21 protein-coding genes and 1 tRNA gene are annotated in these 24,915 nt (G+C 56.6%); 9 read left to right on the top strand and 13 right to left on the bottom strand.

Going from position 1 to position 24,915, the window contains the following annotated elements; translation table 11 throughout:
• Nucleotides 1-271: 271 nt before the first annotated feature.
• The 10 genes from VEB01_RS19415 to yjgA all read right to left on the bottom strand — a co-directional run bounded on the left by VEB01_RS19415 (nucleotide 272) and on the right by yjgA (nucleotide 7,901).
• Nucleotides 272-721, bottom strand: a complete 450-nt coding sequence (locus VEB01_RS19415) for a hypothetical protein (protein ID WP_324878360.1) — start codon at nucleotides 719-721, stop codon at nucleotides 272-274.
• Between the two features lie 16 nt (nucleotides 722-737).
• The gene (locus VEB01_RS19420) at nucleotides 738-1,499 is read right to left on the bottom strand and encodes a hypothetical protein (RefSeq protein ID WP_324878361.1); all 762 of its coding nucleotides are present in this window, start codon (nucleotides 1,497-1,499) and stop codon (nucleotides 738-740) included.
• Nucleotides 1,500-1,747: 248 nt separating this feature from the next.
• A tRNA-Gln gene (locus tag VEB01_RS19425) sits at nucleotides 1,748-1,821 on the bottom strand.
• Nucleotides 1,822-1,855: 34 nt separating this feature from the next.
• The gene (rpsI, locus tag VEB01_RS19430; protein WP_324878363.1) at nucleotides 1,856-2,248 is read right to left on the bottom strand and encodes a 30S ribosomal protein S9; all 393 of its coding nucleotides are present in this window, start codon (nucleotides 2,246-2,248) and stop codon (nucleotides 1,856-1,858) included.
• Between the two features lie 20 nt (nucleotides 2,249-2,268).
• Nucleotides 2,269-2,697, bottom strand: coding sequence for a 50S ribosomal protein L13 (rplM, locus tag VEB01_RS19435; RefSeq protein WP_324878365.1), 429 nt, complete (start codon nucleotides 2,695-2,697; stop codon nucleotides 2,269-2,271).
• Between the two features lie 60 nt (nucleotides 2,698-2,757).
• Nucleotides 2,758-4,641 (bottom strand): polysaccharide biosynthesis protein, encoded by a 1,884-nt coding sequence (locus tag VEB01_RS19440; protein ID WP_324878367.1) that lies wholly within the window; start codon nucleotides 4,639-4,641, stop codon nucleotides 2,758-2,760.
• 12 nt (nucleotides 4,642-4,653) lie between these two features.
• Nucleotides 4,654-5,679: an MraY family glycosyltransferase gene (locus tag VEB01_RS19445; RefSeq protein WP_324878368.1), complete on the bottom strand. Its 1,026-nt coding sequence runs from the start codon at nucleotides 5,677-5,679 to the stop codon at nucleotides 4,654-4,656.
• A 123-nt stretch (nucleotides 5,680-5,802) separates the two neighbouring features.
• Nucleotides 5,803-7,059, bottom strand: coding sequence for a TIGR03790 family protein (locus VEB01_RS19450; RefSeq protein WP_324878370.1), 1,257 nt, complete (start codon nucleotides 7,057-7,059; stop codon nucleotides 5,803-5,805).
• Nucleotides 7,052-7,297: a hypothetical protein gene (locus VEB01_RS19455; protein ID WP_324878372.1), complete on the bottom strand. Its 246-nt coding sequence runs from the start codon at nucleotides 7,295-7,297 to the stop codon at nucleotides 7,052-7,054. Before VEB01_RS19455 ends, VEB01_RS19450 begins: the two co-directional genes overlap by 8 nt.
• A gap of 85 nt (nucleotides 7,298-7,382) precedes the next feature.
• Nucleotides 7,383-7,901 carry a ribosome biogenesis factor YjgA gene (yjgA, locus tag VEB01_RS19460; protein ID WP_324878374.1) on the bottom strand — a complete coding sequence of 173 codons (519 nt, stop codon included), beginning with the start codon at nucleotides 7,899-7,901 and terminating at the stop codon, nucleotides 7,383-7,385.
• 171 nt (nucleotides 7,902-8,072) lie between these two features.
• On the opposite strand from yjgA, the gene VEB01_RS19465 reads away from it, so the two are divergent.
• The 7 genes from VEB01_RS19465 (at nucleotide 8,073) to fusA (ending at nucleotide 20,316) form a co-directional block, all read left to right on the top strand.
• Nucleotides 8,073-10,361: a serine aminopeptidase domain-containing protein gene (locus VEB01_RS19465; protein WP_324878376.1), complete on the top strand. Its 2,289-nt coding sequence runs from the start codon at nucleotides 8,073-8,075 to the stop codon at nucleotides 10,359-10,361.
• A gap of 141 nt (nucleotides 10,362-10,502) precedes the next feature.
• Nucleotides 10,503-12,221 (top strand): AMP-binding protein, encoded by a 1,719-nt coding sequence (locus VEB01_RS19470; protein ID WP_324878378.1) that lies wholly within the window; start codon nucleotides 10,503-10,505, stop codon nucleotides 12,219-12,221.
• 184 nt (nucleotides 12,222-12,405) lie between these two features.
• A complete protein-coding gene (locus VEB01_RS19475; RefSeq protein ID WP_324878380.1) occupies nucleotides 12,406-13,542 on the top strand; it encodes a thiolase family protein in 1,137 nt (378 codons plus the stop codon).
• 80 nt (nucleotides 13,543-13,622) lie between these two features.
• On the top strand, nucleotides 13,623-15,974 hold the full coding sequence (locus VEB01_RS19480) for a 3-hydroxyacyl-CoA dehydrogenase/enoyl-CoA hydratase family protein (protein ID WP_324878382.1): 2,352 nt from the start codon (nucleotides 13,623-13,625) through the stop codon (nucleotides 15,972-15,974).
• Between the two features lie 2 nt (nucleotides 15,975-15,976).
• Complete coding sequence (locus VEB01_RS19485; RefSeq protein ID WP_324878384.1) at nucleotides 15,977-17,761, top strand: acyl-CoA dehydrogenase C-terminal domain-containing protein; 1,785 nt, start codon at nucleotides 15,977-15,979, stop codon at nucleotides 17,759-17,761.
• Nucleotides 17,762-17,881: 120 nt separating this feature from the next.
• Nucleotides 17,882-18,112 carry a hypothetical protein gene (locus tag VEB01_RS19490; protein ID WP_324878386.1) on the top strand — a complete coding sequence of 77 codons (231 nt, stop codon included), beginning with the start codon at nucleotides 17,882-17,884 and terminating at the stop codon, nucleotides 18,110-18,112.
• Between the two features lie 149 nt (nucleotides 18,113-18,261).
• On the top strand, nucleotides 18,262-20,316 hold the full coding sequence (fusA, locus tag VEB01_RS19495) for an elongation factor G (protein ID WP_324878388.1): 2,055 nt from the start codon (nucleotides 18,262-18,264) through the stop codon (nucleotides 20,314-20,316).
• A gap of 37 nt (nucleotides 20,317-20,353) precedes the next feature.
• On the opposite strand, the gene VEB01_RS19500 is transcribed toward fusA, so the two are convergent.
• On the bottom strand, nucleotides 20,354-21,082 hold the full coding sequence (locus tag VEB01_RS19500) for a spermine/spermidine synthase domain-containing protein (protein ID WP_324878390.1): 729 nt from the start codon (nucleotides 21,080-21,082) through the stop codon (nucleotides 20,354-20,356).
• A 515-nt stretch (nucleotides 21,083-21,597) separates the two neighbouring features.
• On the opposite strand from VEB01_RS19500, the gene VEB01_RS19505 reads away from it, so the two are divergent.
• Entirely contained in the window at nucleotides 21,598-22,080 is a 483-nt protein-coding gene (locus VEB01_RS19505; protein WP_324878392.1) for an MEKHLA domain-containing protein, read from the top strand.
• Between the two features lie 22 nt (nucleotides 22,081-22,102).
• Here VEB01_RS19505 and VEB01_RS19510 read toward each other — a convergent pair whose 3' ends face one another.
• Complete coding sequence (locus VEB01_RS19510; protein ID WP_324878394.1) at nucleotides 22,103-23,689, bottom strand: hypothetical protein; 1,587 nt, start codon at nucleotides 23,687-23,689, stop codon at nucleotides 22,103-22,105.
• Between the two features lie 406 nt (nucleotides 23,690-24,095).
• Between VEB01_RS19510 and VEB01_RS19515 the strand changes: the two genes are divergently transcribed.
• Nucleotides 24,096-24,581, top strand: a complete 486-nt coding sequence (locus VEB01_RS19515) for a DUF5063 domain-containing protein (protein ID WP_324878396.1) — start codon at nucleotides 24,096-24,098, stop codon at nucleotides 24,579-24,581.
• A 73-nt stretch (nucleotides 24,582-24,654) separates the two neighbouring features.
• Here the strand turns inward: VEB01_RS19515 and VEB01_RS19520 are convergent.
• Nucleotides 24,655-24,915, bottom strand: a 261-nt coding sequence (locus VEB01_RS19520; protein ID WP_324878398.1) for an ABC transporter permease, incomplete at its 5' end; no start/stop codon positions are given.

Genomic DNA, 24,915 nt, shown 5'->3' on the forward strand with positions numbered 1-24,915 from the left:
TCTTGGCTTCATGCAACCCACCCGAATTTGCAAGAAATCGAAATCAAATGACTGGTTTTCTTGCAAATTGTACCAGCCAATATGCAACGAATCCGTATATGTGTCAGTGTGTTAGAAATACTTCAGGGCTGACTAATTAGAGGGATGGAGGCGAGGGGATTAAGTCAGCGAAAGATGGTCACCGAACTTAATCAATTAGGAATCAAAACTTCAAGGGGAGGAGAATGGTCGCTGATGCAGTTACAAAGAGTATTTAAGCGCCTTGCTAATGTCACAATTTGCTAATCATATTACTATCGACTGATGCCGTTGAACTCAAAATAGACTTAAGCTCGCTCAACTTATCAAATATTTTCTCTGCTGTGCTGATTTGCCCTTCTGCCTCACTGCTACCGATCTCAGCTCTTAAGTCATAGTCCGCTTTATGCCTAGCTGTCTTACATTGTTGCAAGACATAACCGAGAGATTTAATTTTCATCCCGGCATTTCTTGCTAATTCGTCGCAACTAGTAGGGAATTTTGTAAGCTTACTTATGAACCGCTCATGCACTCCGACATTTGTCCTTGCTTCACCATGATCAGGCAAGATGTCATCAAGAGGAAGGCAACTATGATAGGCAGCATAATAGGCCCGGCTAATTGCATTTCTAAAATGAATCTCCTTTTCACTTTTTAATTCAAGCTTGGCACTCTCCAAAAAATCGGCAGGCTGAACTGGCATATTTTTATTATTCCACTTAATGCGCTTTTGAAATGAAGCGATAAGATATTAAATCTAGAACAGACGAATCAACGCCAGAATTTACCAGCTGATCCGCTAATTCAAAATTAAGCTCAGCGGCAACATTAGGCGAGCACGCTACCGAATGTTCTACTGCGACCCATTCAGCCCCTCCTTCGCTATATAAGGAAGCCTCAATCACCAAAGATCTAATCTTTTTCTTGCAAATTAGTTCTTGCGCGAGCTTGGCGACCTTCGCTAAATCGTCGTCACGAAGTGCATTCTTGCTTAAGAGAGACGAGATTCTATTTAGCAGAGGTAATAATTCATGATCTTCCATATCTTTATTCAGCTTTCCTAGCTGCTCCGCATATTTAATTGCCTCTTCAAAGCGAAGGCAACTAGCGTTCAATTCAATTAACTTTTCAATAACTATTGCGTCTGCTTCAGCACGAAATGCTCTTCGAGCATACTCAAGTGCATCACAATGATAACCAGCATTCTTCAATGAGGCCATGAAGTTTAAATTACCAATATATGGAGATATACCAAGCCTCAAAGATATATCGTGGTGCTTTTCTAATTCATCCCTATTCCCTTCTGCAGCGGCAATCATTCCTAAAATCATATGGCCGTTTGCTGCATCGCAATTTAATAAAGCTTTTGCCTCACGTTTTAACACGCGCAAAGTAAATTCGTCCGGAATTTTACCGTCAGAAATAAAGGCATTTAGTCTATTAACCAGCTCGCCAGATTTAGACTTTTTTGCAAGCGTCACTTCCCCACTCCGGCATGATCAATAGATTTAAGGATACAGAGAATCCGATGATCAGATGAATTTTTATGCTTAAGACAGGAACTGCTGTTAGAGAAGACTCTAACCACAGAGCGTGTATAAAATTAGACTTTCAAAGCCATCGAGTCAATCTAGTTTGACAAAAAATTTTCTACTCGATGACATTGTGATCCAGATGTGATCCAATAAAAAAGGCTTACGGGATTTCTCTCGTAAGCCTTTCATTTTATTGGCTGGGGGACTAGGATTCGAACCTAGGTTGACGGAGTCAGAGTCCGTAGTCCTGCCGCTAGACGATCCCCCAGTAGAGCACGTCGGCGGGGCCGACGTGCCTAACATTAACGCTTGGAGTACTGCGGACGGCGTCTTGCTTTATGCAGGCCGACTTTCTTACGTTCGACCTCGCGTGCGTCGCGGGTTACGTAACCGGCTCTGCGCAACGGCTGGCGCAAGGTTTCGTCGAACTCCATGAGCGCACGGGTCAAACCATGGCGGATAGCTCCTGCCTGACCGGTCGGACCGCCGCCTGCGACCTTGACGAATATGTCCAGCTTTTCCAGTAGAGCGACGAGTTCGAGCGGTTGACGTACGACCATTTGGTCGGTTTTTCTGCCGAAGTAGTCTTCCAGTTGTTTGTCGTTAACAACAATACGACCGGTTCCGGATTTTGCGTAAACGCGTGCGACCGCGCTTTTGCGGCGACCTGTTCCGTAATACTGCGCTTGTGCCATGGTTGATTCAGCTTCTTAAATTAGATTTCCAACAATTTGGGTTGTTGCGCCTGGTGATTGTGCGTGGGCCCGGCATAGACTTTCAGCTTGCTGAACATGGCGCGACCCAAGGGATTCCGCGGCAACATGCCTTTTACGGCAGTCTGGATGATGCGCTCCGGATAAGTTCCGCGCAGTTTGCCCAAGGCCACGGACTTCATGTTGCCGATGTAGCCGGTGTGCTTGTAATAAATCTTGTCCTGTTCTTTATTGCCGGTAACACGCACTTTTTCCGCGTTAACCACGATGATGTAGTCGCCGGTATCGACATGAGGCGTGTATTCCGCTTTATGTTTGCCGCGCAGACGACGCGCGATCTCCGTCGAAAGGCGCCCCAGCGTCTTTCCTTCCGCGTCGATGACGTACCAGTCGCGTTTTACTTCGGCCGGCTTTGCGCTAAAGGTCTTCATTACTGCACGCTCCAAACTCTGGCGTTATTCGAAAAAGCGGGCATGATACCCGACAACACATTATAAGACAAGCGATCGCTGAGTGGCGGACTGATCGTTTTCCCCAAATTCATCACCGACGGGGCTCTGCGCATATTCGGGAACCAATACCTTGAGTTTATGCAGGATCGCGGCCTCATCGAAAGACCGGCAAGCCTCGGCCAATTCACTCACGGCCTTCTTGGCTACCCGATGATCGACGGTAATGGGATGCGCCAACAACAGCTTACTGTGCGCGGTGGGCGTGGGCCTCTCGTGCTCGTTGAACAACTCTTCGCTCACTTTTTCGCCGGGCCGGAGTCCGATATATTCGATCCGGATATCCTGGTCGGGGCGTTTGCCGCTCAAGCGGATCATCTGTTCGGCCAAATAGCTGATTTTAACCGGATCGCCCATGTCCAGCACGAAGACCTCTCCACCCTTGCCGATGGTCGCCGCTTGCATGATCAATTGGCAGGCTTCCGGAATCGTCATGAAATAGCGGGTAACATCGGGGTGAGTCACGGTGACCGGCCCGCCGGTCCTGATTTGCTCGCGAAACAAAGGCACCACGCTGCCCGCCGAATCCAGCACGTTTCCGAAACGCACATTGATGAGACGAGTACCGGCGGCGCCGTTCAGGCTCTGCACCAAAACTTCCGCCGCCCGTTTGGTCGCTCCCATGACGTTCTCCGGGCTTACGGCTTTGTCGGTGGAGATAAGCACGAATTCCTCAACATCCGCCGCAATGGCCGCCTCCGCCACGGTGTATGTACCCAGAACGTTATTCTGAACCGCCTGGCGGACCTGATATTCCAGCAACGGGACGTGCTTGTACGCCGCCGCATGGAAAATGACTTCCGGCCGATGCTCCGAGATCACGCGTTCGACGGCCAGCTTATCGGTGACATCGCCGAGTATTGCGGAAAGGCGCAATCCCGGAAAGCCGCGCCTTAGTTCTCGCTCAATCTTGTACAGATTGAATTCGCAGCGTTCGAAGACAATCAACTCGGCGACGGAAAATTGTGCGATTTGTTTACAGAGTTCCGAGCCGATGGAACCACCGCCGCCCGTGACCAGGATCCGCTTTCCGCCAAGATGGGCTTGGATGCCCTTGCGGTCGAGCTTGATCGGCGCACGTCCGAGCAAATCCTTGATGGAAACTTCACGCAAATGCCCGGACATCTGGCCGGACAACATTTCCTGCATGGAGGGCAACGTCAGGAATGGAATGCCAACCCCTTCGCAAATTTCGACGATGCGCCGCATCTCCTTGTCCGTGGCCGACGGCACCGCAATCAGGATCGCCTCGACATCCAATTTATTGATGAGCCGCGGAATCTGTTCGCAGCGCCCTCTCACCCTCACGCCGTGGATTTCGCTTCCTTTTTTCTGCGGATCGTCATCCACGAACGCAATCGGCGCGAACTGCGTACCGGAGGCACGAAGCAGATCCCTCACCAACATTTCACCGGCCTTGCCCGCACCCACGATCAGCGCTCGCCTTCCCGTCGAGAGCGCTGCACCGCGATCTTTCCAGACACGATAGAACAGCCGGGGCGTGGACAACAGCAACAACAGCAGGACGGCGTAAAGCGGAATTACGGAACGGGGTACGCCTTCCAGTCGATTGACGGAAAATATGATGACGGCGATCGTCGCAATGCCGAGGCACGATGCCTTGGCAATACGAACTAGATCGGGAATGGACGCGAATCGCCAGATGCCTCGATACAGCCCTAAGCGGCGGAAAATCACGGCTTGGGTCACGACGACGAGGGGCAACCACTGAAGCGAAGCTCTCATTTCCAGCTCGGGCGGCAGAGACAAATTGAACCGCAGCCAGTAAGCCCCGATCCAGGCGAGTGCCACCATGATCAAGTCATGGATGAAAATGATCGTGCGCGAGCGAATTTTCCAAAGCATATCCCGCATTGCTTACCCCCCTTGTTTTCCCGCCTCCAGCCACAGCGCCAACGCTATCAAAGGAGTGTAGGCGCACACCAGAAAGACCGGCTCCAGCTGTGGCCAGCGTACCGCAGCAAAGGCCAAAGGCAATAACCAGCACAGATTGATGGCTAAAACCGAAAGACTGACCCGCTTGTGACTCGACCATCGGCGTGCCGCATGCTGGTATGCATGGCTGCGGTGCGCCTCATACCATCGCTGTCCACTGAGCATCCGCCTCAGCAAGGTCACTGTCGCATCCACGAAAAACACACCGACCAAGATCAGCCAGACGGCTAAGGATAGCGTACCCTCGGAGGACGTCTGCAGCGCCAGTACGGCCAAAACGAATCCTACGAATGCACTCCCCACATCCCCCATAAAGATTTTGGCGGGAGGCCAATTCCAGCACAAAAATCCTCCCACGGCTGCCGCCAAGGTCAACAATATAGCACTTGCGCCACCCAACAACGGCGGCGACTGATAGACCAGGAGCCAATGTGAAGACATCGCGACCGAGACGACCTCGATCCCCGCAATCCCATCAATGCCGTCCATGAAATTGAACAGGTTCAACAGCCAGACGGCCAAAAAAATGGCGAAAACGGGACCTAGCCAACCCACCTCATAAGGTTCGCTCGCGAACCTGATCGATTCGAGGCCGTCCAGCCAATAAAGCGACCAAGCGGCCGAAGCAATCTGCACGATCAGACGCCATCTTGCGGATACGTGTCCGTGATCGTCCCAGAAGCCGATAGCGGCTATCGGCAACGCCCCGAGCACGAGCATGAAAAGCTCGAAAGCGATCTGACCCAGCCAGTAGAGACCAGCCGAAGCAAGCGTGAATGACAGCACAACAGCCAAACCGCCACCGCGGGGAGTAGGAATTTGGTGAGAACTACGGGCATTGGGCAAATCCAACAGCCGCTTCATCGCGTAGCCGCGCATAGCCCCGGTCAGCGTGCCCGAAATGAGCAGCACGGAAATAATCAAAAACCCTAGCGAAAAAAAACTCATCGGTTAACTTGCTGCGCCACTCGGCAGCCAAAAGTAGGCGGGATGATACCGGCAAAACCAAGAAGCGGTAAGATTACACGGGCCACTGATCGTAAATGCTAGGCGGGGCTGAGCTCCTTGGAACTATTTCTTGATTTCTTCGCCACCGTAATAGGCTAAACGGTAAAAAGCGGCGGCATCCGGCAAACGGAAAGCCACTTCATTATATCCGGGCTTGAGCGGATAGGTTTTGACCGATGAACGGTAAGGGCCGATAGCGCTCGCTGAGGCTTGCAGCACCAGCATGTGCGGCCTCGGGGAAAACAGCCTGACCGTGACCTGACCTTCATGCTCGATCATTTGAGGCGCGAAGGGCGCCGCCAGAGGCTCTCCAATGAAAACGCCCTCCCCCGGCCGCGCGACGCTTTTCCAATAAGCCTCGAGAACCGTATCCCCTTCCAAATAATGCCAGATCGCCACCGCCGGATACGGAAACTTGCTCAAGAGATTGCAGGGCTCGGTCACCGTACCGTAGCTCGCCGTAGCGCCCGCCTCCAGCCAGCGCACGCTGCTCATCTGGGCACTCTCGGTCAATCGCCCCCCGAGGGAAGTCAAATGATCGGCCATCGCCCCGGGCACGAAGCCCAAGGTGTCCAAATCCGGCACTTTCGCGAGTCCGGTAAAGTAGAACAGGACATCCTGCTTATCGCTGATGGAGTCGGCCTCAACGCGACGCAGCCGGATCGCCGCGCCGAGCTTATCGACAGTCTCGTCGAAAGCGATGGCCCGAACCGTTCGGTGCTTATCGGAGGTGTTGAGCAAATAACCCGTACCGGCCGGATAGGTATGGTCGGAGGCCATGCCGCGGTCGATCAGTTTTCTGACGTCTTGGACGGTGCGGCCGGCCAGCATCATCGTGGGCCGGATTCCGTGATCCGTATAAGGTGCGCGGCTTGCAGAATGGAAATAGCCGCTGAGCTTGGTTTCACCGCACTTGGTTGAGCAATAGGCTTCGTCGAAGCCGAAGGCGAAGGCGGAGGTGATCGACATACAATCGACCCTGAACGGCGCCATCCACGCAAGCGCGTAGGCTTGGGCCCGAGGCGGCGTCCGATCGTCCACCGTTCGCTTGACGGATTCGAACAGAGCGCGCGGCAGGTTGTCGGACCCCGGCGGGAAGCTCACCCGGATCATGTTCTCGTCGGGTATGCCCCGCCGTTTTTGGTAATAGCCGCCGATGGCGACACTCGAGGGGTCCGCCTCGTTCACGATTACCGCCAATTCCCGAGAACCCAGCGCTCCCCGCGAGAATAGCAGCCGGTCGACCGTCTCTTCGGCCCCCACGCCCCGGCATACTGCGGTGACGAGCAGCAAAACAAACCACCATAAGCGCTCAGTCACTTTTGGCACCCGGGTCCTGAATTTTGTCGGAAGATAACGGGCGACAACCGGCACAAATAGACTCCATCAGACTCAATGTGCCGGGAATCGCATCGATGTAATTGCGCTTGACCTGCTCGTCCAGGGTTCTGACCTGACTGTGCAGCCTATCGGGCAAGGTAAAAAAAGTCGTTTGCTCATTTGGACTGAACGCCAGTCCGGGCGCCGGATCGATGATATAACTCGCGTTGCGCGACATTGCCTTGACCAACCCGGCAGTTCTTTCCGCCTTTCTGCACCGCTCCCGGTCGAGTCGGCATAACACCGTGCTCCACGGATCAACCTCATTCCAGAACTTCCCGCAAATACCGAAACAATAATCGGGCAGATCGGGGAGCGGCGGCAGCATCGCGCTCCCGGCGCGCATCTCGGGTCAACTGCCGCAACTTCTGCCGATCCGCACCCGGATTGGCCTCCAGAAACTCATTAACCGCGGCATCGCCTTCCGCAAGCATTCGATCGCGCCAACGTTCGACGACATGCTGCCGATGCACCGCTTCCGCGCTTTCGTTCTTAAGTGCCGCAAGCCCCGCCTGAATGAACTCCGCGTCGATATTCCGCAGCACCTTGCCGATGTACTTGCGCTGCCGCTTGAGCGCGCCGCGTTCGGTGATGGACTGTCCGAGCCGCACCGCCTCCATGAGTTCCGCCGGCAAATCCAGCCGCTCTAGCTGCTCGCGGGATAGCCCGATCAGCTCTTGACCGAGATCCTGCAAGGCCGCACTTTCGCGCTTCAGCTGCGACTTGCTGACTCGCTCCGGATACTCTTCCGGCGAAATTTCGGGATCGTCCGTCCACATCATGGGAATTAACTGCAAAGGCTGGATAATTGCATTGGATTTTCGGCCTACTATACCATTCGCACCGCCAAAACAGTGACCGGGGGATGAGCCATCAGCCATTCCGGATGGATCTAATCCGGAAGAGAGAGTACGCTACCGAATAGAAAAAGACCGTTTCTTGAACAGGGCTGCATGGAAGGCCATCCGATTGCAAATCCGGAATACGACGTCAACACCTCGACCTACGACTGGTCAGTGCGCGTTTTCCGGCAGATCAAGAAGCTGCTCAAGGTTCACATCACGCTGCACGGCAGCTTGGAGACCCTCGACCGCGGCCATATCTTTCTTTTCAACCATTTTGCCCGCTTCGAAACCTTCATACCCCAGTACTTGATGTACGAAGCCAGAAGGGTCTACTGCTGCTCGGTGGCATCGGCGGAATTCTTCGAGGAAGAAGACAGCGTCTTGGCGGGATTCCTGCGCGACGTCGGGGTAATCCCGAACAATTACCCCAGGCTCTTGCCCTGGCTCGCCGAACAAATCCTGCTTGGCCGCAAAATCGTCATCTTCCCGGAAGGGGGCATGGTGAAGGATCGCCGGGTTCTCGATAAAAGGGGACGCTACAGCATTTACTCGCGCGCCAGCATGGATCGGCGCAAACATCACACCGGAGCCGCCGTACTGGCGATGGGCCTGGAGATCTTCAAAATGGCCGTACGGCGCGCCGAGCACCAAGGACACCGGCAACGCCTGTCGGCCTGGGCCGAGGCGCTCCGGCTGGAGAGCCGCGAAGCCCTGCTGGTTGCTGCCCACCAGCCCACCGTCGTGGTGCCGGCGAACATCACGTTTTATCCCATTCGCGTCAACGAACACATTTTAAGCAACACCGCCGAACTGCTAAGCCGCGGATTGAGCCGCCGGCATGCGGAAGAGATCCTGATCGAGGGCAATATCCTGCTGCGCAACACCGATATGGACATCCAGTTCGGACATCCGATTATTGCAGCGGAGTCCTGGCACCCGTGGGAAAGGTGGCTGGCGAAACGGCTGGCGCCTCGCATCGGGAGCATCGACGACGTCTTCGCCATCACCCGCAGGCCCGTCGGCGTGGACGAACGGCTCCTAGCCGGCCGACTGCGCCAGCGCGCCAACGTCGTGCGCAATAGATATATGCGCGAGATGTATCAAGCGGTGACGGTGAATCTCAGTCACCTCGCTTCGACCCTGATGATGTATTGCGCAAAACGTAATCGGATGGAAATCGACCGGGTGAAATTCTTCCGTACATTGTATTTGGCCATCAAATACACCCAGCTATTGCCCCACGTTCACCTTCACCGCAGCGTACAAGACCCTGACAAGTATCGAAACCTGTTGGAAGGCAAGCATTCCGATCTGCAAGAGTTGATCGATACGGCAAAGGCCAGCGGACTGATCGAGGTTCATCCGGAGCGCTATCGGCTTCTATCCAAGCTGCTTCGGGAACATGAGTTCGACAAAATTCGCATCGAAAACGTGATCGCCGTCTATGCCAACGAGGTCGAGCCCATCTCCGGAATCACGGAGGCGGTCAAACGCGCGATGTCGGCGGAGAAAGGACTGAGCCCCGTCGAGTTGGCGAATCTTCGGTTCGACGACGAGGTCAGATCGTGGCGATGGGATTCGAAGCACTATGTCAAACACGTCCCCAGTGTGGCGAGCCCCCCGGTGACAGCAACCGTTACGACTCGCCCGTTCTTCCTGAAGGCGCGATCGAGCAACGGCGCCGGCGTGATCCTGGTCCACGAACTCCTGGCCTCCCCCGCCGAGATCCGCGGCTTCGGCGAACGATTGGCCGATCTCGGTTTTCACGCCCTCGGCGTCCGGCTGAAAGGCCACGGGACTTCGCCCCAGGACCTCAAAGACCGACGGTGGGAAGATTGGCTAGATGCGCTGCGGCGCGGCTACGATATCCTGAAAACCTATGTGTCAAGGATATACATCGTGGGTGCCGGAACGGGCGGCTTGTTGGCGCTGTATCTGGCGAGCGAGAAACCCGAGCGATTGGCGGGAATCGCCGCCATCTCGCCGCCCTTCAAGTTCAGCGCTTCCGGGCCGATGGCTCCGCTGCTCCGCAACTCGAACATCCTGGGCCGTTGGATGTCTCGGCGAACCAGCCAACCCTTTGTTGAACGAACGCCCGAATATCCGCAGTATGCCTACCGAGAGATCCCCTTGCGCACCCTCTACGAACTGCGCCGCCTCACCCAGGAACTGGAGGAACGTCTACCGGACGTGCAATGTCCGGTATTATTGGCACAGGCCGACGGCGACCCGATTCTCGATCCCGAAAGCGCGCGGATGATCTATGATGCCCTGCGTTCCAAAAACAAGATGCTCCGTTTCGTCCATGCCGACCATCACAATATTCTGGTGGAAGATATCGGCGGCATAAGGGAAATCGTGATTCACTTTTTGACTAGGGATGCTCTGGCGCGTTGACGAGCTTATTCCAATAGTGTGTAAGTCGGAATAAGCCCTTCGACTTCGCTCAGGACAGGCTGATCCCGGCCTACAAGGTTAGAGGGGCCAATGCCCGCGGACGTCGCTCCTCACGTGATCTATCGTGCGGTGGAGAGTGCAATGCAAAACCTTCAAAGCATCGGATCGCAACGTGCCATGGAAAAGCTCTGGTTGAGAAGCTACCCGCCGGGCGTGCCGGAAACGATCGGCGAACTGGAATACCTTTCGCTGACGGATTTTTTCGAAGACATAGCTGCGCGCTATCGGGAGCGGCCGGCTCTTTCTAACCTGGGGCGGACACTCACCTATGCCGAACTCGAAGAATTGAGCCGGCATTTCGCTAGTTTCTTGAACCGGCATCTCGGCTTGGAACGAGGCGAACGAATCGGCATCATGCTGCCGAATATTTCGCAGCAGCCCGTTGCCGTATGGGGCGCGTTGCGCGCCGGGCTCATCGTGGTCAACATGAATCCCCTCTACACCACTCGAGAACTTGAACATCAGCTGGAAGACTCGGGCGCAACAGCCTTAGTGGTGCTTGAGAATTTCGTGCCGGTGCTGGCCGATGCGCTCCCTAGACTAAAGCTCAAGGCGATCATTATTTCCGGTCTTGGCGATCTCCTGCGCTTTCCCCGTTCGTACCTGATCAACTGGTATGCACGCTTGTTCAAAAGGGGAAGCGCGGGCGCTCACATCAGCGAAGCCATTTCGTTCAACACGGCCTTGCACGAAGGCAGTCGGCTTCCCTTCAAAAGGTCTGATTTAAAGCCGGAGGATATTGCCTTTCTCCAATACACCGGAGGCACCACGGGCATCGCCAAAGGCGCCATGCTGACGCATCGCAATCTGCTGGCGAATGTCGAGCAATCGACCCGATGGATTCTGGGTGGCCTGCCCCCTGAAAGAGCCTTGATCGACGGCGAGGAAGTCGTGATAACGGCGCTGCCGCTCTACCACATCTTTGCGCTGACCGTGGATTTGCTTTGTTTCACCCGGCTCGGCGGCCTGAACCACCTTATTACCAATCCGCGGGACCTTCTCGGCCTCGTCAAGACTCTCGGCAAAGTACGTTTCACCGTCATAACCGGCGTCAACACGCTCTTCAAAGGGCTGCTCAACACGCCGGGCTTCGACGAGCTGAATTTCGGTTCGCTCAAATTCGTCATCAGCGGCGGCATGCCGACCGAGGAAACCGTGGCCCATCGCTGGCAACAAGTGACCGGTTGTCCGATCATCGAGGGTTATGGCCTGACCGAAACATCACCCGTAGTTGCCATCAATCCGGCCGGCTTGACGGAGTTCAACGGCAGTATCGGACTTCCCGTACCGTCCACCGAATGCAGCATTCGGGACGAAGAGGGCCATACGCTGCCGCCCGGAGCGGCGGGCGAACTTTATGTACGCGGGCCGCAGGTCATGAAGGGTTATTGGAACCGGCCGGACGAAACCGCCATGGTCATGACGCCGGACGGCTGGCTACGTACCGGCGATATCGCCCGGATGGACGAAAAAGGATTCTTGTACATCGTCGATCGCAAGAAAGACATGATTCTTGTCTCGGGCTTCAACGTCTATCCCAATGAAATCGAAGCCGTTCTGGATACCCACCCATCGGTTCGGGAGTGTGCCGCGGTGGGGGTGCCGGATGACAAAACCGGCGAAACGGTCAAGGTTTTCATCGTACGCAAGGACGAGAGCTTGGATGCGGACGCAGTCCGCCGTTATTGCCGTTTGAACTTGGCGGCCTATAAAGTGCCTAAATACATAGAATTTCGCGATGAACTCCCGAAAAGCGCCGTGGGCAAGATTCTTCGCCGGGAGCTGCGGAAAACGATCTAATAATAGGACACGCAGCACATTCCTTAATTCCTGCTGCGTTACAGAGCTTCGGATAGGACAGCCGTTTTAGGTTGTCGAGCGGCAATACGCCGCTGCTGTTTCTGTGTTTACTTACTAATTATTTTCGCTTCAGAGATTAAGCGATCTCCCGTCCTTTGTGGCGTTTTCCGTCAGGAGGCAGACCATGAAAAACGTTGTCATCGCCGGCTACTGCCGCTCGCCGTTTACACCAGCCAAGAAGGGCCAGCTTAGCGGCGTCCGCCCCGATGAACTGGCCGCGCAGGTGGTTAAAGGCTTGCTGCGCAAAACAGGCGCCAAGCCCGAAGACATCGAGGATTTGATACTGGGCTGTGCCTTTCCCGAGGCCGAGCAGGGCCTAAACATGGGCCGTCTCGTCGTATTCCTGGCGGGCCTTCCGCCGTCCGTCGCGGGCACCACCATCAACCGGTTTTGCGGCTCGTCCATGCAGGCGATACATCAGGCGGCGGGCGCAATTCAGCTCGATGCCGGCGAAGCGTTCGTTTGCGCCGGCGTCGAATCCATGAGTCGGGTGCCGATGACGGGCTTCAACCCGATGCCGCATCCGCGGCTTTATCAGGAGTATCCTCAAGCCTATATGAGCATGGGCGAAACGGCGGAAAACCTGGTCGAGCGTTATGGCATTAGCCGCGCCGACCAGGAGCGCTTCGCCGTCGACAGCCAGCGCAAAGTGCAGGAGGCAAGAACATCGGGCCAATTCGACGACGAGCTGGTTCCCATCGAAACGCCCGACGGCGTGGTGACCCAGGATGGCTGCCCGCGTCCCGACACCTACCCGGAAGCCTTGGCCGGCCTGAAGCCCGCCTTCAGAGAAAACGGCGTCGTCACGGCCGGAACCTCGTCGCCGCTCACCGATGGCGCCGCCGCGGTCCTGGTGTGCACCGAAGACTACGCGCAACGCAATGGCCTCGAACCCCTGGCACGCATCAAGAGCATTGCGGTTTCCGGCTGCGCCCCCGAGATCATGGGCATAGGCCCGGCGGAAGCAAGCCGTAAGGCACTAAAGCGCGCCGGGCTGGCGGTCGAGGACATCGATCTCTTCGAATTGAACGAAGCCTTCGCGGTCCAGGCGCTGGCGTGCATCCACGAAATCGGCATCGACGAAGGCAAGCTCAACCTCCATGGCGGCGCCATCGCTTTGGGCCATCCGCTGGGGGCCAGCGGCGCCCGCATCACCGGCAAGGCGGCATCGTTGCTCAAGCGGGAAAAGAAACGTTACGCCCTAGCGACGCAGTGCATCGGCGGAGGACAAGGAATCGCGACCATTCTGGAAGCAGTTTGAGCTTGCTTGTGCTGTAGGAGTGGGCTTCAGCCCGCTCCTACATGTCAAACCTTTGCCCTACATTTGGAGGTGAGGCCAACATGAAGATCGAAAAAATGGCCGTCATCGGCGCGGGAGTCATGGGAGCGGCTATCGCGGCCCAGGCCGCCAACGCCGGCGTTCCGGTTTTGCTGCTGGACATCGTGCCCGAAGGTGCGGCGGACCGAAACATTATCGCCAAAAACGCCTTGAAGAAACTTCAGGAAACCGATCCGCCTCCGTTGATGCATCGCAGAAACCTCGCGCTGATCACGCCCGGCAACATCGAGGACGATCTCGGCCGGCTTGCCGAGACGGATTGGATCATCGAGGCGGTGGTCGAGAAACGGGACATCAAGCAGAAGATCTACCGCAGCCTGGATGTCACTCGCAAACCCGGCTCCATCGTTTCGTCCAATACCTCCACCCTGCCCCTCGCCGAGCTGACGCGGGACATGCCGGAGAACTTCCGCCGCGACTTCCTGATCACCCATTTCTTCAACCCGCCACGCTACATGCGGCTCTTGGAGATCGTTTACGGCCCCGAAACGCGGTCCGATGCGCTCGAAGCGCTAACCGATTTCGGCGATCGCCGGCTCGGCAAGAGCATCGTTCACTGCAAGGATACTCCCGGCTTCATTGCCAACCGCATCGGCATCTTTTGGCTGCAACTCGGGCTTTTGGAAGCGATGCGCCTCGGACTTACGGTGGAAGAAGCCGATGCCGTCATCAGCCGTCCGTTCGGCATCCCCAAGACCGGTGTTTTCGGGTTGCTCGATCTCGTGGGTCTCGACCTCGTTCCCCATATCATCCCCAGCATGGATCGGGCGCTTCCGCCGACCGATCCGTTCCACGCCATCAGTCGCGTGCCGGAGCTGGTGACGCGGATGATCGCGGAGGGGTATACCGGACGCAAAGGCAAGGGCGGCTTTTATCGCTTGACCAAAGCCGGGGGCGGCAAAATCAAGGAGGCCATCGATCTCGAAACCGGCGCGTACCGGGTCAGCACCAAACCGGAACTCGCCAGCATCGCGGCCATGAAGACAACGGGTTTGGCAGGCTTGCTGCAATCCGCCGATAAAACCGCCGAATACGCCCGCAGCGTCATGGCCCAGACGCTGGCTTACGCCGCAGCGGTGGCCCCGGACATCGCCGATGATCTGGAATCCGTCGACCGCGCCATACGGTTCGGCTACAACTGGCAATACGGCCCCTTCGAAATGATCGATCGGATCGGCGGCGACAATCTGGCCAGAATGCTTGAAGCGATGGGCAAGCCCGTCCCCGAGCTGCTCCGACACGACGGACCGCTTTACCAAGTCATCGACGGCCAGCTGCACGGTCTCGCCTTCACGGGGACGGGCGAAGGCAAGATTGGTGGACTGAAGCCCACCCTACGAACGGTCGAGCGCCCGCCCGGCGTCTTGCTCCTGGCGGACATCAAGCGGCGCAGCAAGCCTCTGGCGCGGAACCCTTCGGCGAGCCTTTGGGACGTGGGCGATGGCGTGGCCTGCCTCGAGTTCCAGAGCAAGATGAACACCTTCGATCCCTTGGTGCTCAAGCTGATCCATAAGGCCATCGATATCGTGCGGAGCGATTACCGCGCGTTGGTGATTTACAACGAAGCCGACAATTTTTCCGCCGGGGCCAATCTCGGCGTGCTGCTCTTCGGCATCAACATCGCCTTGTGGTCGGAAGTGGAAAACTTGATCAAGCAGGGCCAGGACGCCTTTAAAGCACTCAAATACGCGCCCTTCCCCGTGGTCGGCGCGCCATCGGGACTGGCTCTCGGCGGCGGATGCGAGATCATGCTCCATTGCGATGTCGTGCAGGCCCATGCCGAACTGTACATAGGGCTGGTGGAAGCCGGCATCGGCGTGATTCCCGGCTGGGGCGGCTGCAAGGAGATGCTGCTGCGCGCTTTCGCCGATAAGAAGTCTCCTCAAGGTCCGGTGGCGCCGATCGCCCGGATCTTCGAAACCATCAGCGTCGCCACCGTATCGAAATCGGCCCAGGAGGCGAAAAGCCTGCTGTTCCTGCGCCCCGGTGACGGCATCACCATGAACCGGGACCGGCTGCTATTCGAGGCCAAAGAGAAAGCGCTGGTCCTAAGCGAAAACTATACACCGCCCGAGCCGCCGGTCTTTTATCTCCCCGGCACCTCGGGTAAAGCCGCGCTGGATATGGCCATCGGCCAGTACCGGCGGCTCGGCAAGGCCACGGCCCATGACGCCGTGGTGGCCGGAGCCTTGGCCGAAGTGCTCACGGGAGGCGATTCCGACATCAGCAAGCCCTTATCCGAGGACGATCTCTTGACGTTGGAACGGCGTGCCTTCATGGATCTGGTTAGACGAAAAGAAACGATCGCCCGCATGGAACACACGCTGGAAACCGGCAAGCCTTTGAGGAATTAGCCATGGCCATCTACAAAGCGCCCTTGCGCGACATGCGCTTCATCTATCACGAGTTCCTGGCCGACGAGCACCTTCAGGACATGCCCGGCATGGAGGATATATCGCCCGATCTGGTGGATGCCGTCCTGGAGGAAATGGCCAAGGTGGCCGAAAACATTCTGTTTCCCCTCAACCGGAGCGGCGACGAGGAAGGCTGCCGGTTCGAGAACGGCGAGGTGTACACCCCGCGGGGTTTTAGAGACGCTTATCAGCGCTACAGGGAAGGCGGCTGGCCGGGACTGACCAGCCGTCCCGAATACGGTGGGCAAGGCCTGCCGGAAACCGTCTACGTGCTGACGTCGGAAATGCTTTCGGCGAGCAACCTTTCTTTCGCCATCTACACCAAGCTGACCCACGGGGCCTACCAACTGCTGCTCAAGATGGCCTCCGAGGCCATAAAGAACCTCTATCTCCCGCACATGGTGGAGGGACGCTGGACCGGCACCATGTGCCTGACCGAGTCTCAATGCGGCACCGATCTCGGATTAATCCGCACCAAAGCTATCCCACGGGCTGACGGCACGTATCGGCTCAGCGGCAACAAGATTTTCATTTCGGGCGGGGAGCAGGATCTCAGCGAAAACATCATCCAGATGGTTCTGGCGCGCACTCCGGATGCCCCACCCGGGGTCAAAGGCATCAGCCTTTTTCTCGTGCCGAAGTTCTTGGTCAATCCGGACGGCAGCTTAGGGCCGCGCAACCGCCTCTTCTGCACGTCCATCGAGCACAAGATGGGCATCAAGGCTTCGAGCACGTGCAGCCTCAGCCTTGAGGACGCCACCGGCTATTTGATAGGAGACGTCAATAAAGGACTCCGCGCCATGTTCGTGATGATGAACAGCGCCCGTCTCGAAGTCGGGCTGCAGGGGCTGGGCCTCGGCGAAGTGGCGTATCAAAATGCCGCGGCCTATGCGAAGGAGCGCTTGCAAGGCCGCGCTTTGACCGGCCCGAAAAATCCTGGCAAGCCGGCTGATCCCCTCATCGTCCATCCGGACGTGCGGCGTATGCTTTTGACCATGCGCGCCTATATCGAGGGCATGCGGGCCATGTCGGCCTGGGTGGGCGCTCAGTTGGACAAGGAAAACCGCCATCCGGACCCCGGCATCCGCCAGCAGGCGGAGGATTTCGTGGCCCTGCTGACGCCCGTGGTGAAGGCTTTCTTCACCGATCTCGGGTTCGAGGCCGCCAATTTGGCCGTTCAGGTGTACGGCGGACACGGCTACATCCGCGAACACGGCATCGAGCAATTCGTGCGCGATGCGCGGATCGCCCAGATCTACGAGGGCGCCAACGGCATCCAAGCCCTGGATCTGGTTGGACGCAAGCTGCCCGCACACGCCGGACGGTATTTGCGCAGCTTCTTCCATCCGGTCCAGCGTTATCTCGACGAACGCACCGGCAACGCTCAGCTAGCCTTCGTGACCGAACCGCTGGCCAAAGCGTTCAGCCGCCTCCAGCGCGCCACCGCCTTCCTCGCCGAACGCAGTCTCGCCGATCCCAACGAAGCCGGCGCCGCAGCCTACGATTACCTTCATCTGTTCGGCCTCACCACGATGGCCTATTGCTGGGCACGCATGGCGGAAATCGCCCAAACGAAACTCAAGGACGATACAACGGGCTTTTATCAAGCCAAGCTCGATACCGCTCGCTTTTACATGGAGCGCATCTTGCCCAGAACCTCGGGGCTCTTTTCCGCCATCCTTTCCGGCAGCGGGAGCATCATGGATTTCAAAAACGAGGCGTTTTAAGCCAAACACCGGCATTGCTTAAATCAGACACGGGGAATCACCTCTTTCAGCGTAACTTTGACGATACAAGTGCCGTAGAACTGTCTAAGAAACGTTACCCTTTAGACAGTTCTTATGCGCATGAAACGGGAAACTTTTACCGAAATCCGGGTGTTCTGCTACGCCGGATATCGGGGCGACGAAGAACCGCGGCGAGTTTTGATCGATGATCGCAAAGTCAAGGTGGAAATACTCAACCGCTGGACAACTCCGGAGTACCGCTATTTCAAGGTCCTCGGCGACGACTGCCACATCTACACCATCCGTCAAAACGATCGCGACAGCCGGTGGGAACTGACTTTGCTTCATTGAGACCAGAGAAACATTCAACGCGATTGTCGTTCGTCACGAATGCTCAAACTCACTGAACGGACTCACAGATGAAAGTTGATGCTTGAAGTCCCCCGCCTACTCCGCCTACACTCGGCTTCAGCCCTCAAATCGTGAGAGTAAGGACGGATATGAACACATACTCTACCGAAGACATCAGGACTATCGCTCTGGTCGGACACGCGGGCGCGGGCAAGACGACATTGGCCGAAGCGCTCCTTTATAAGGCAGGGATGATCACCACGCCGGGCAACATCGAGAAAGGGACTACCGTTTGCGACTACGATCCGCTCGAGAAAACCCATCAGCACTCCCTGAAGCTCGCCGTTACCCACCTCAATCACAACAATACCCGCATCCACCTTCTGGATACCCCGGGATATCCCGACTTTATGGGTCAGGCGTTGTGCGCCTTGGATGCGGTCGAAACGGTGGCCGTGGTCATCAACGCCAGCAACGGCATCGAATTCACCGCCGGCCGCATGATGCAATGGGCTCAAGCGCGGGGTTCGTGCCGCATGATCGTCGTGAATAAGATCGACGGCGATAATTTGAACCTGCCGGAACTGATGAGCGAGATTCGCGAGACGTTCGGCAAGGAGTGCCTGCCGATCAACCTACCCGCCGACAAGGGCGCACGGGTCATCGATTGCTTCTTCAACCCGGATGGCGAGACCGATTTTTCCTCACCGGCCGAAGCCCATCGTGCGCTGATCGATCAGGTGGTGGAAGTCGATGAAGCGCTTATGACGCAATACCTCGAACAGGGGGAGATTGCTCCCGAAGCGTTGCACGCCCCTTTCGAAGAGGCGCTGCGCAACGGCCATTTGGTTCCGGTTTGCTTTGTTTCCGCCCGCACCGGCGCAGGTCTGCAAGAGTTGGCGAACGCCTTCGTCGCATTGCTGCCGAACCCTAAAGAAGGCAATCCGCCCTTGTTCGAGCGCTGGCCGTCCAATACCGAGCGCAAGAACGCCGTGCCGTTCCGTTCGAAGCCCGATTCGTCGAAACACGTGCTGGCTCATGTGTTCAAGGTGGAAATAGACCCGTACGTCGGCAAGATCTCGGTGTTCCGCGTCCATCAGGGCACGATTACTCCCGATACTCAACTCTTTATCGGCGAGTCCCGCAAGCCGTTCAAGGCGGGGCATCTGTTCATGCTCCAAGGAAAGCAGCACGTCCCCGTGATGCGCTGCATACCGGGCGACATTTGCGCCGTGGCTAAAGTGGACGAAATCGACTTCGATGCGGTACTGCACGATGCGCCGGAGGACGACCATATTCACCTGAAGCCGCTCGATTTTCCCCATGCCGTGTTCGGTCTGGCGATCACGCCGAGGCGCCGAGGCGACGAACACAAGCTTTCCGAAGTTCTGCACAAGCTGGAAGCGGAAGACCCCGTCCTGGACGTGGAGTACGACGCTTCGACCCATGAGGAAGTGATACACGGCTTGGGCGAACTCCACTTGCAGAGGGTACTGGAAAAGATGCACGACCAGTACAAGCTGGAGGTGGACATTCATCCGCCCAAAATTCCTTATCGCGAGACGATTACTTCGCCGGCCGAGGGACATCACCGCCACAAGAAGCAAACCGGCGGTGCCGGCCAGTTCGGCGAAGTCTTCCTGCGCATCGAACCGCTGCCCCGGGGAGCGGGCTTCGAGTTCGTGGATGAGGTAAAAGGCGGCACAATTCCCGGGCAATTCATCCCGGCGGTCGAGAAAGGCGTGCGCCAAGCGCTGGAGATCGGAGCTGTGGCGGGCTACCCGATACAGGACGTCCGTGTTGTCGTTTACGACGGCAAGACGCACCCGGTCGACAGCAAGGAGGTCGCGTTCGTCGCCGCCGGCAAAAAGGCGTTTCAGGATGCCGTGGCGAAAGCGCGCCCCATCGTGCTGGAGCCGGTCGTCAACGTTGAGATCAGTATTCCGGAATCGACGATCGGCGATGTCAGCGGCGATCTCTCGTCCCGACGCGGCCAGGTTACCGGCACTGCGCCATCGCGGAGCGGGATGACCACGGTTAGCGCTCGAGCCCCGCTCGCCGAGCTGAGCAGTTATCATTCGCGGCTCAAATCGCTTACGGCCGGCCGGGGCTCATACACCCTGGAATTCAGCCACTACGAGGCGGTATCTCCTAACATTCAGCAGCAACTCATGGCGCAGTATAAGCCCGGTCCGGAAGAGTGAGAGTAGAAAGATTCCTGACCGCCGAAGGAATGCCCCATCACCGCCAGCCGGAATAAGACAGCAGGCGCAAAAAACGCGGAAACTCGATATCAAGACGCAGTTCTAAAGCCTTCGCCTGCTGCTTCAGCTCCCCCATCTCGGTGCGTTGCGCGCGCTGCCCGAACCCAAAACCGATCACATTGCCCCGACCGGGAACCTGCAAGCGCATCGTGCGTCTGTCGAAATACAGGTTGAGCAGACTCATGGATTGCCTCAGCGATTGGGTCTGCGTTCCCCATAGGTTTATAGCGAGAATGCCCTCGGAATGTAAAAGCCTGCGGGTTGCCGAAAAGAAATCCTGTTGATTCACTGTCTCCGCCAGACCTTGATGATCAAAGACATCCACGAAAATGTGGTCGTACTCCGCTTCCCGCCGTTCGGCTTCGGCACAGACAAAATCGTTTCCTTCGGAAACATGAACGGCAAGCCGCGCGTCCTCCGGAAGTCCGAAGTACTCGTAAGCAACGGTTGCGACAGCCGAGCGGCACTCGACCGCATCAATCCGGCATTCAGGGAAGTGATTAAGCAGGAATTTCGCGAGCGAACCGCCCCCCAAACCCAACAAAAGAATGTTGCGCGGCTCGGGTTTAAATAGAAGCCCCGCGAGCATCGCGCGCACATAAGAGAGCTCCAACCTATCGGGCTCGGCGAGCGACATGGCGCTTTGTTTAGGATAGGTGCCGAAATGAAGAGAACGCACGCCATAAGTATCAACGACTTCGATCATTCCAACCTCGTCTCTGCTGCAATGAACGAGGACACCGCCATACTTCCGCATCGCAATTACCTTAGAGCGACCTGCGTTCCAGTTGGGCCTTGAGGAATGACCGAGTGGGCGAGTTGCGTGCGGTGCGCGTTTTCCCGCACCAGATTGAGGCAATTGCCCCGATTCTCATTGTCATCCTGTCCACAAGACAAGCATGTCGTTGTTTTAACATTACTTTATAGATCGGCATGCCCATTGCGTAAATATCGTTGCATAACCTCTTCGTCTCGGACACCAGGGGACAGCAGATATTTTCTCCATCACCGCCAAATCCGTCCCTCCGTTAATCGCAAAAACCACATCTTCTCCTCTGTCGCCCCGGTGTCCTTCTTTTTCCGCGAAAGAGCGAGTTAGACCGATGCCTGTGAAAAAGGTTATCGTCGCCTAGCGACATCTCCGTCTGTTCGGGAACGTCATCTGATGGGGCTATAATCTGGTCGCGCCTACAAGATTAATTTACGTCCCGAAAGCCATACATGTCCATGACCGCTTTCCCTAAACCCAGCGAAGAGAATAGTTTCTTGGCCGATCACGTGGCCATTTTGCGCAATAGCTACAGGCATTGGACAAAGCGCGAACTGGTCGATCCACGGATGAATGATTGCGAAGCGGCACGGTATCTGTTTTCCGCTCCCTTCGTAGTCCTTTCCCACGATACGGCCAAAGATCCGGTCTTCAACTATGCCAATCAGACCGCGATGACCCTATTCGGCATGAACTGGGAGGAGCTTACGGCTTTTCCTTCGCGTCTCTCCTCCGAACGAGAAGATCGGGAGGAACGGCGGCGCCTTCTGGCTGAGGTCACGGCCAGGGGCTATATCGACGATTATCGGGGAATTCGCATTGCGAGACACGGACGGCGGTTCCTGATCGAACATACGACCATCTGGAATCTACTCGACACCAGAGGCGTCTATTGCGGTCAGGCGGCGAGCTTTGCCGAGTGGAAGTTTCTCTGACTGTGAAAGAATCGGCGAGCGGTCAGACGGAAGGCTCAGCGGCAAGAGCAATGTGACAGAACGTCGAGTTGGCCTCCAAGAGCTTGGCTATTCGAAAAATCCTCTTTCCTCCGCCCCACTCCACGATAATGGCGTCGCCGCCGCGGAGCTTTACGGGCGGCGTAATCAAAGTATTCGGCGCATCCGACGCCGTTTTGAACAGCAACGCTTTCTGCATGTCGCTGCCGGGGCGTTCGCCACGGAACCGGACAGAACGCGGGTTATTTCCAAGTAATTCAAAGTTGTAACAGAATTGGCCGTCGTGTATTTGTCCACACCGCACGGCACCCACTTGAATGATTTCGTCGTCGGTATTCAGCGCAAGCAGGTCGCCTATGCGAAAGGTCTGCCCACCCGAGTCGACCATATAAAAACCCGGAAGCTCGCTGCGGTAAACCTTGGCGGAACGCATGTCCCCGAAACCTCCTCCGAGTCTCTCGCCCTTGGAGCCCGGCCGTGAAACCAATGCGGCGGCAAACGTGCCCGTGGATTTGGAGCCGAGAGCCTCCGATCGCAGGTCCGAACTCAGCGGTGCCAATTCCAGCTGGTCGAGATTCGACCAGGGTGTGGATGAAGCGCCGCTGGTACGGTGCGCCTCGACGCGCCTTACCGTCGCGGCGATGGTCTCGATCCCCAAGCTGGGAACAGCACGTCGCGCGGTCAGCTCCGACTGGCACGGCAGACGGTCGCCGAGCCTAGGAAAAGCAAATGTTAGCGGATTTTCCTCCGGCTTGCCGCCCGCCCGAATTTCGCTGCGGAATTCGCTCAACAAACGTTCCACGAACAAAAAGCGCAGACCGGGCTTGTTGACTGGCGCGGGCGCCGGCACAGGCATGAGGGATCCCGCGCCCGAACAATCGAAACACAGAACCGCACGCGCCCCACTGTCGACGGGAGTGGATTCGATTCTCACGAGCTCCGCGTGAGTCGCCAACACATCGAACAGCCGCTGTATGTCTCGCTGGCCGAGCCTGTTCGGAGCGGCTAACCCGAATAACAGTACGACTTTGAAAAACCGGGTGACCGAAACTGTCCCCAAGGCATTGTCGTCCAGCGTCGAATGGCAAAGACCCCGCTCCTCGGTCAGCCGGAAAAGCCCAAAGATGGACGGCCAAAAGGCCGAGGGCGGCGCCTCGTAAATCTGAGCGGCTCGTAGAAGGCTGTTGGCGTAGTATTCGAACACACGCCCGACAATCACCGCTTGCTCCGGTGATTTAAAAGCTTCGGCGAACGCCCCCGCTTCTACGGTTTGCCGATACCCCAGCGCCAACTCGCTGTGGAATCTGGAGCACAGACTGGCGATTTTCCGCGTTTTTCCATCCAGGGGAAAAGACCTGTCCAGGAAATACGGCAAGAGCCCCTTATCGAGCCCCGACACCGTCGCTCGGCATTTTTCAAGGATTGCGAAGCGTAGACGAGGCTCGATAGAAGCGGCATTCAAGGCCTGCAATACCGGATAGAGTACGCGACAGCATTCACGGGTATTAGCCACGGGCAACCCATCCAGCCAAGCCGCGACCGACTCGATATCAAGCGTGAAAGGTATTACCGGATGTTCCTTGTGATGCATGGCCGGGAGAAATGTAGAGCTTACGAAACTAGCTTTGAGTTTAGTCCGCCGCCGGCTTCTTACAATTCGGTCGGAGCGAAGATATCCCCCTTTGTGACATTCTTGCGAGCTGGATCGCAAAATTGAAAACTCTAAAGGGCGCCGCACTCGTTCCCTCGACAACAGAAACTTGGGTTGAACAATCTTTTCGGGTTTCACCCAAGAAGGTGCCGTTACTCCCGGCGAATCGGCCCGGATTGGCTAGACTTATTCAAAAACGTGTTTTCGTCGCGGGGCGCGATCGGCTTCCGAATGGTTCAAGAAGCGAATCCTGCCTTCATTTGGCAAAATGAATCATCGGCACAAGCAATCGCTGAAGATTCTCATACGGTTTGGAGTTAAATTGGACTTTGACCGATCGATAAACGTGATTGATGATAAAAACCCGCTCACAGCCGTAGCCGAAGCCGCAAACGACTATTGCCGCTTGATCGAGCAAGTCAAAGGCAACCATCCGGCGGAATGGCTGAAGCGCGTGGAAAGCGCTTTGCTGAAACTGGATGCCGCCGTCAGACGACTCGCTTATCAAGAACCGTACCGCGCGTACAAACTAGCCTCCGATTTGGATGCGCGCTTCGAGTCTTATCTCCGCCTCAAGCGTTATCTGGACCACTACGACGAACGTTCGCCGGAGCCGGACTTTAGAGAGAACGTTGACTTAACCTACGGAAACCTTTCGGAAAACCTGACGGATATCTATTTCGAAGTGAGACGGGGACTGGCTTCTTATGAGGCCGGAACAACGGGTGAAAAATCGGCGCAGCGGCTATGGTCCAACGGCTATCGCAACTATTGGCAGCAGCATCTGCAAGAGGCGTGCAAGCGTCTGAACCTCATCCATTCGGCAGGATGAGAGGCCGAAAGCATCACTATCGCGAATCCCGCAAGCCATTCGACATCAAACGACTGAATTTAAAGCGCAAGCCTCAGACGGCTCGCAAAGCCTCGATAAGATCCATCCGGGCGGCTTTAACCGCCGGAAGCAGACCACCCACCAGCCCCATGATCAGTGAAAACGCGAGAGACTGAAACGCAATCGCCGGCGTTAGAGCATTTTCATATCTAGTGAAAGGAAACCAAGGGATCGGGAAGCGGTCTGATGAGTATTTGCGAAATGAGGAGCGGTGATGGCGAAAGCCTATTCGATCGATCTCCGGGAGCGCGTGATCGGCGCCTGTGATGAGGGA

This window comes from Methylocaldum sp. (genome assembly GCF_035627495.1).
Taxonomy (GTDB): Bacteria; Pseudomonadota; Gammaproteobacteria; order Methylococcales; family Methylococcaceae; genus Methylocaldum.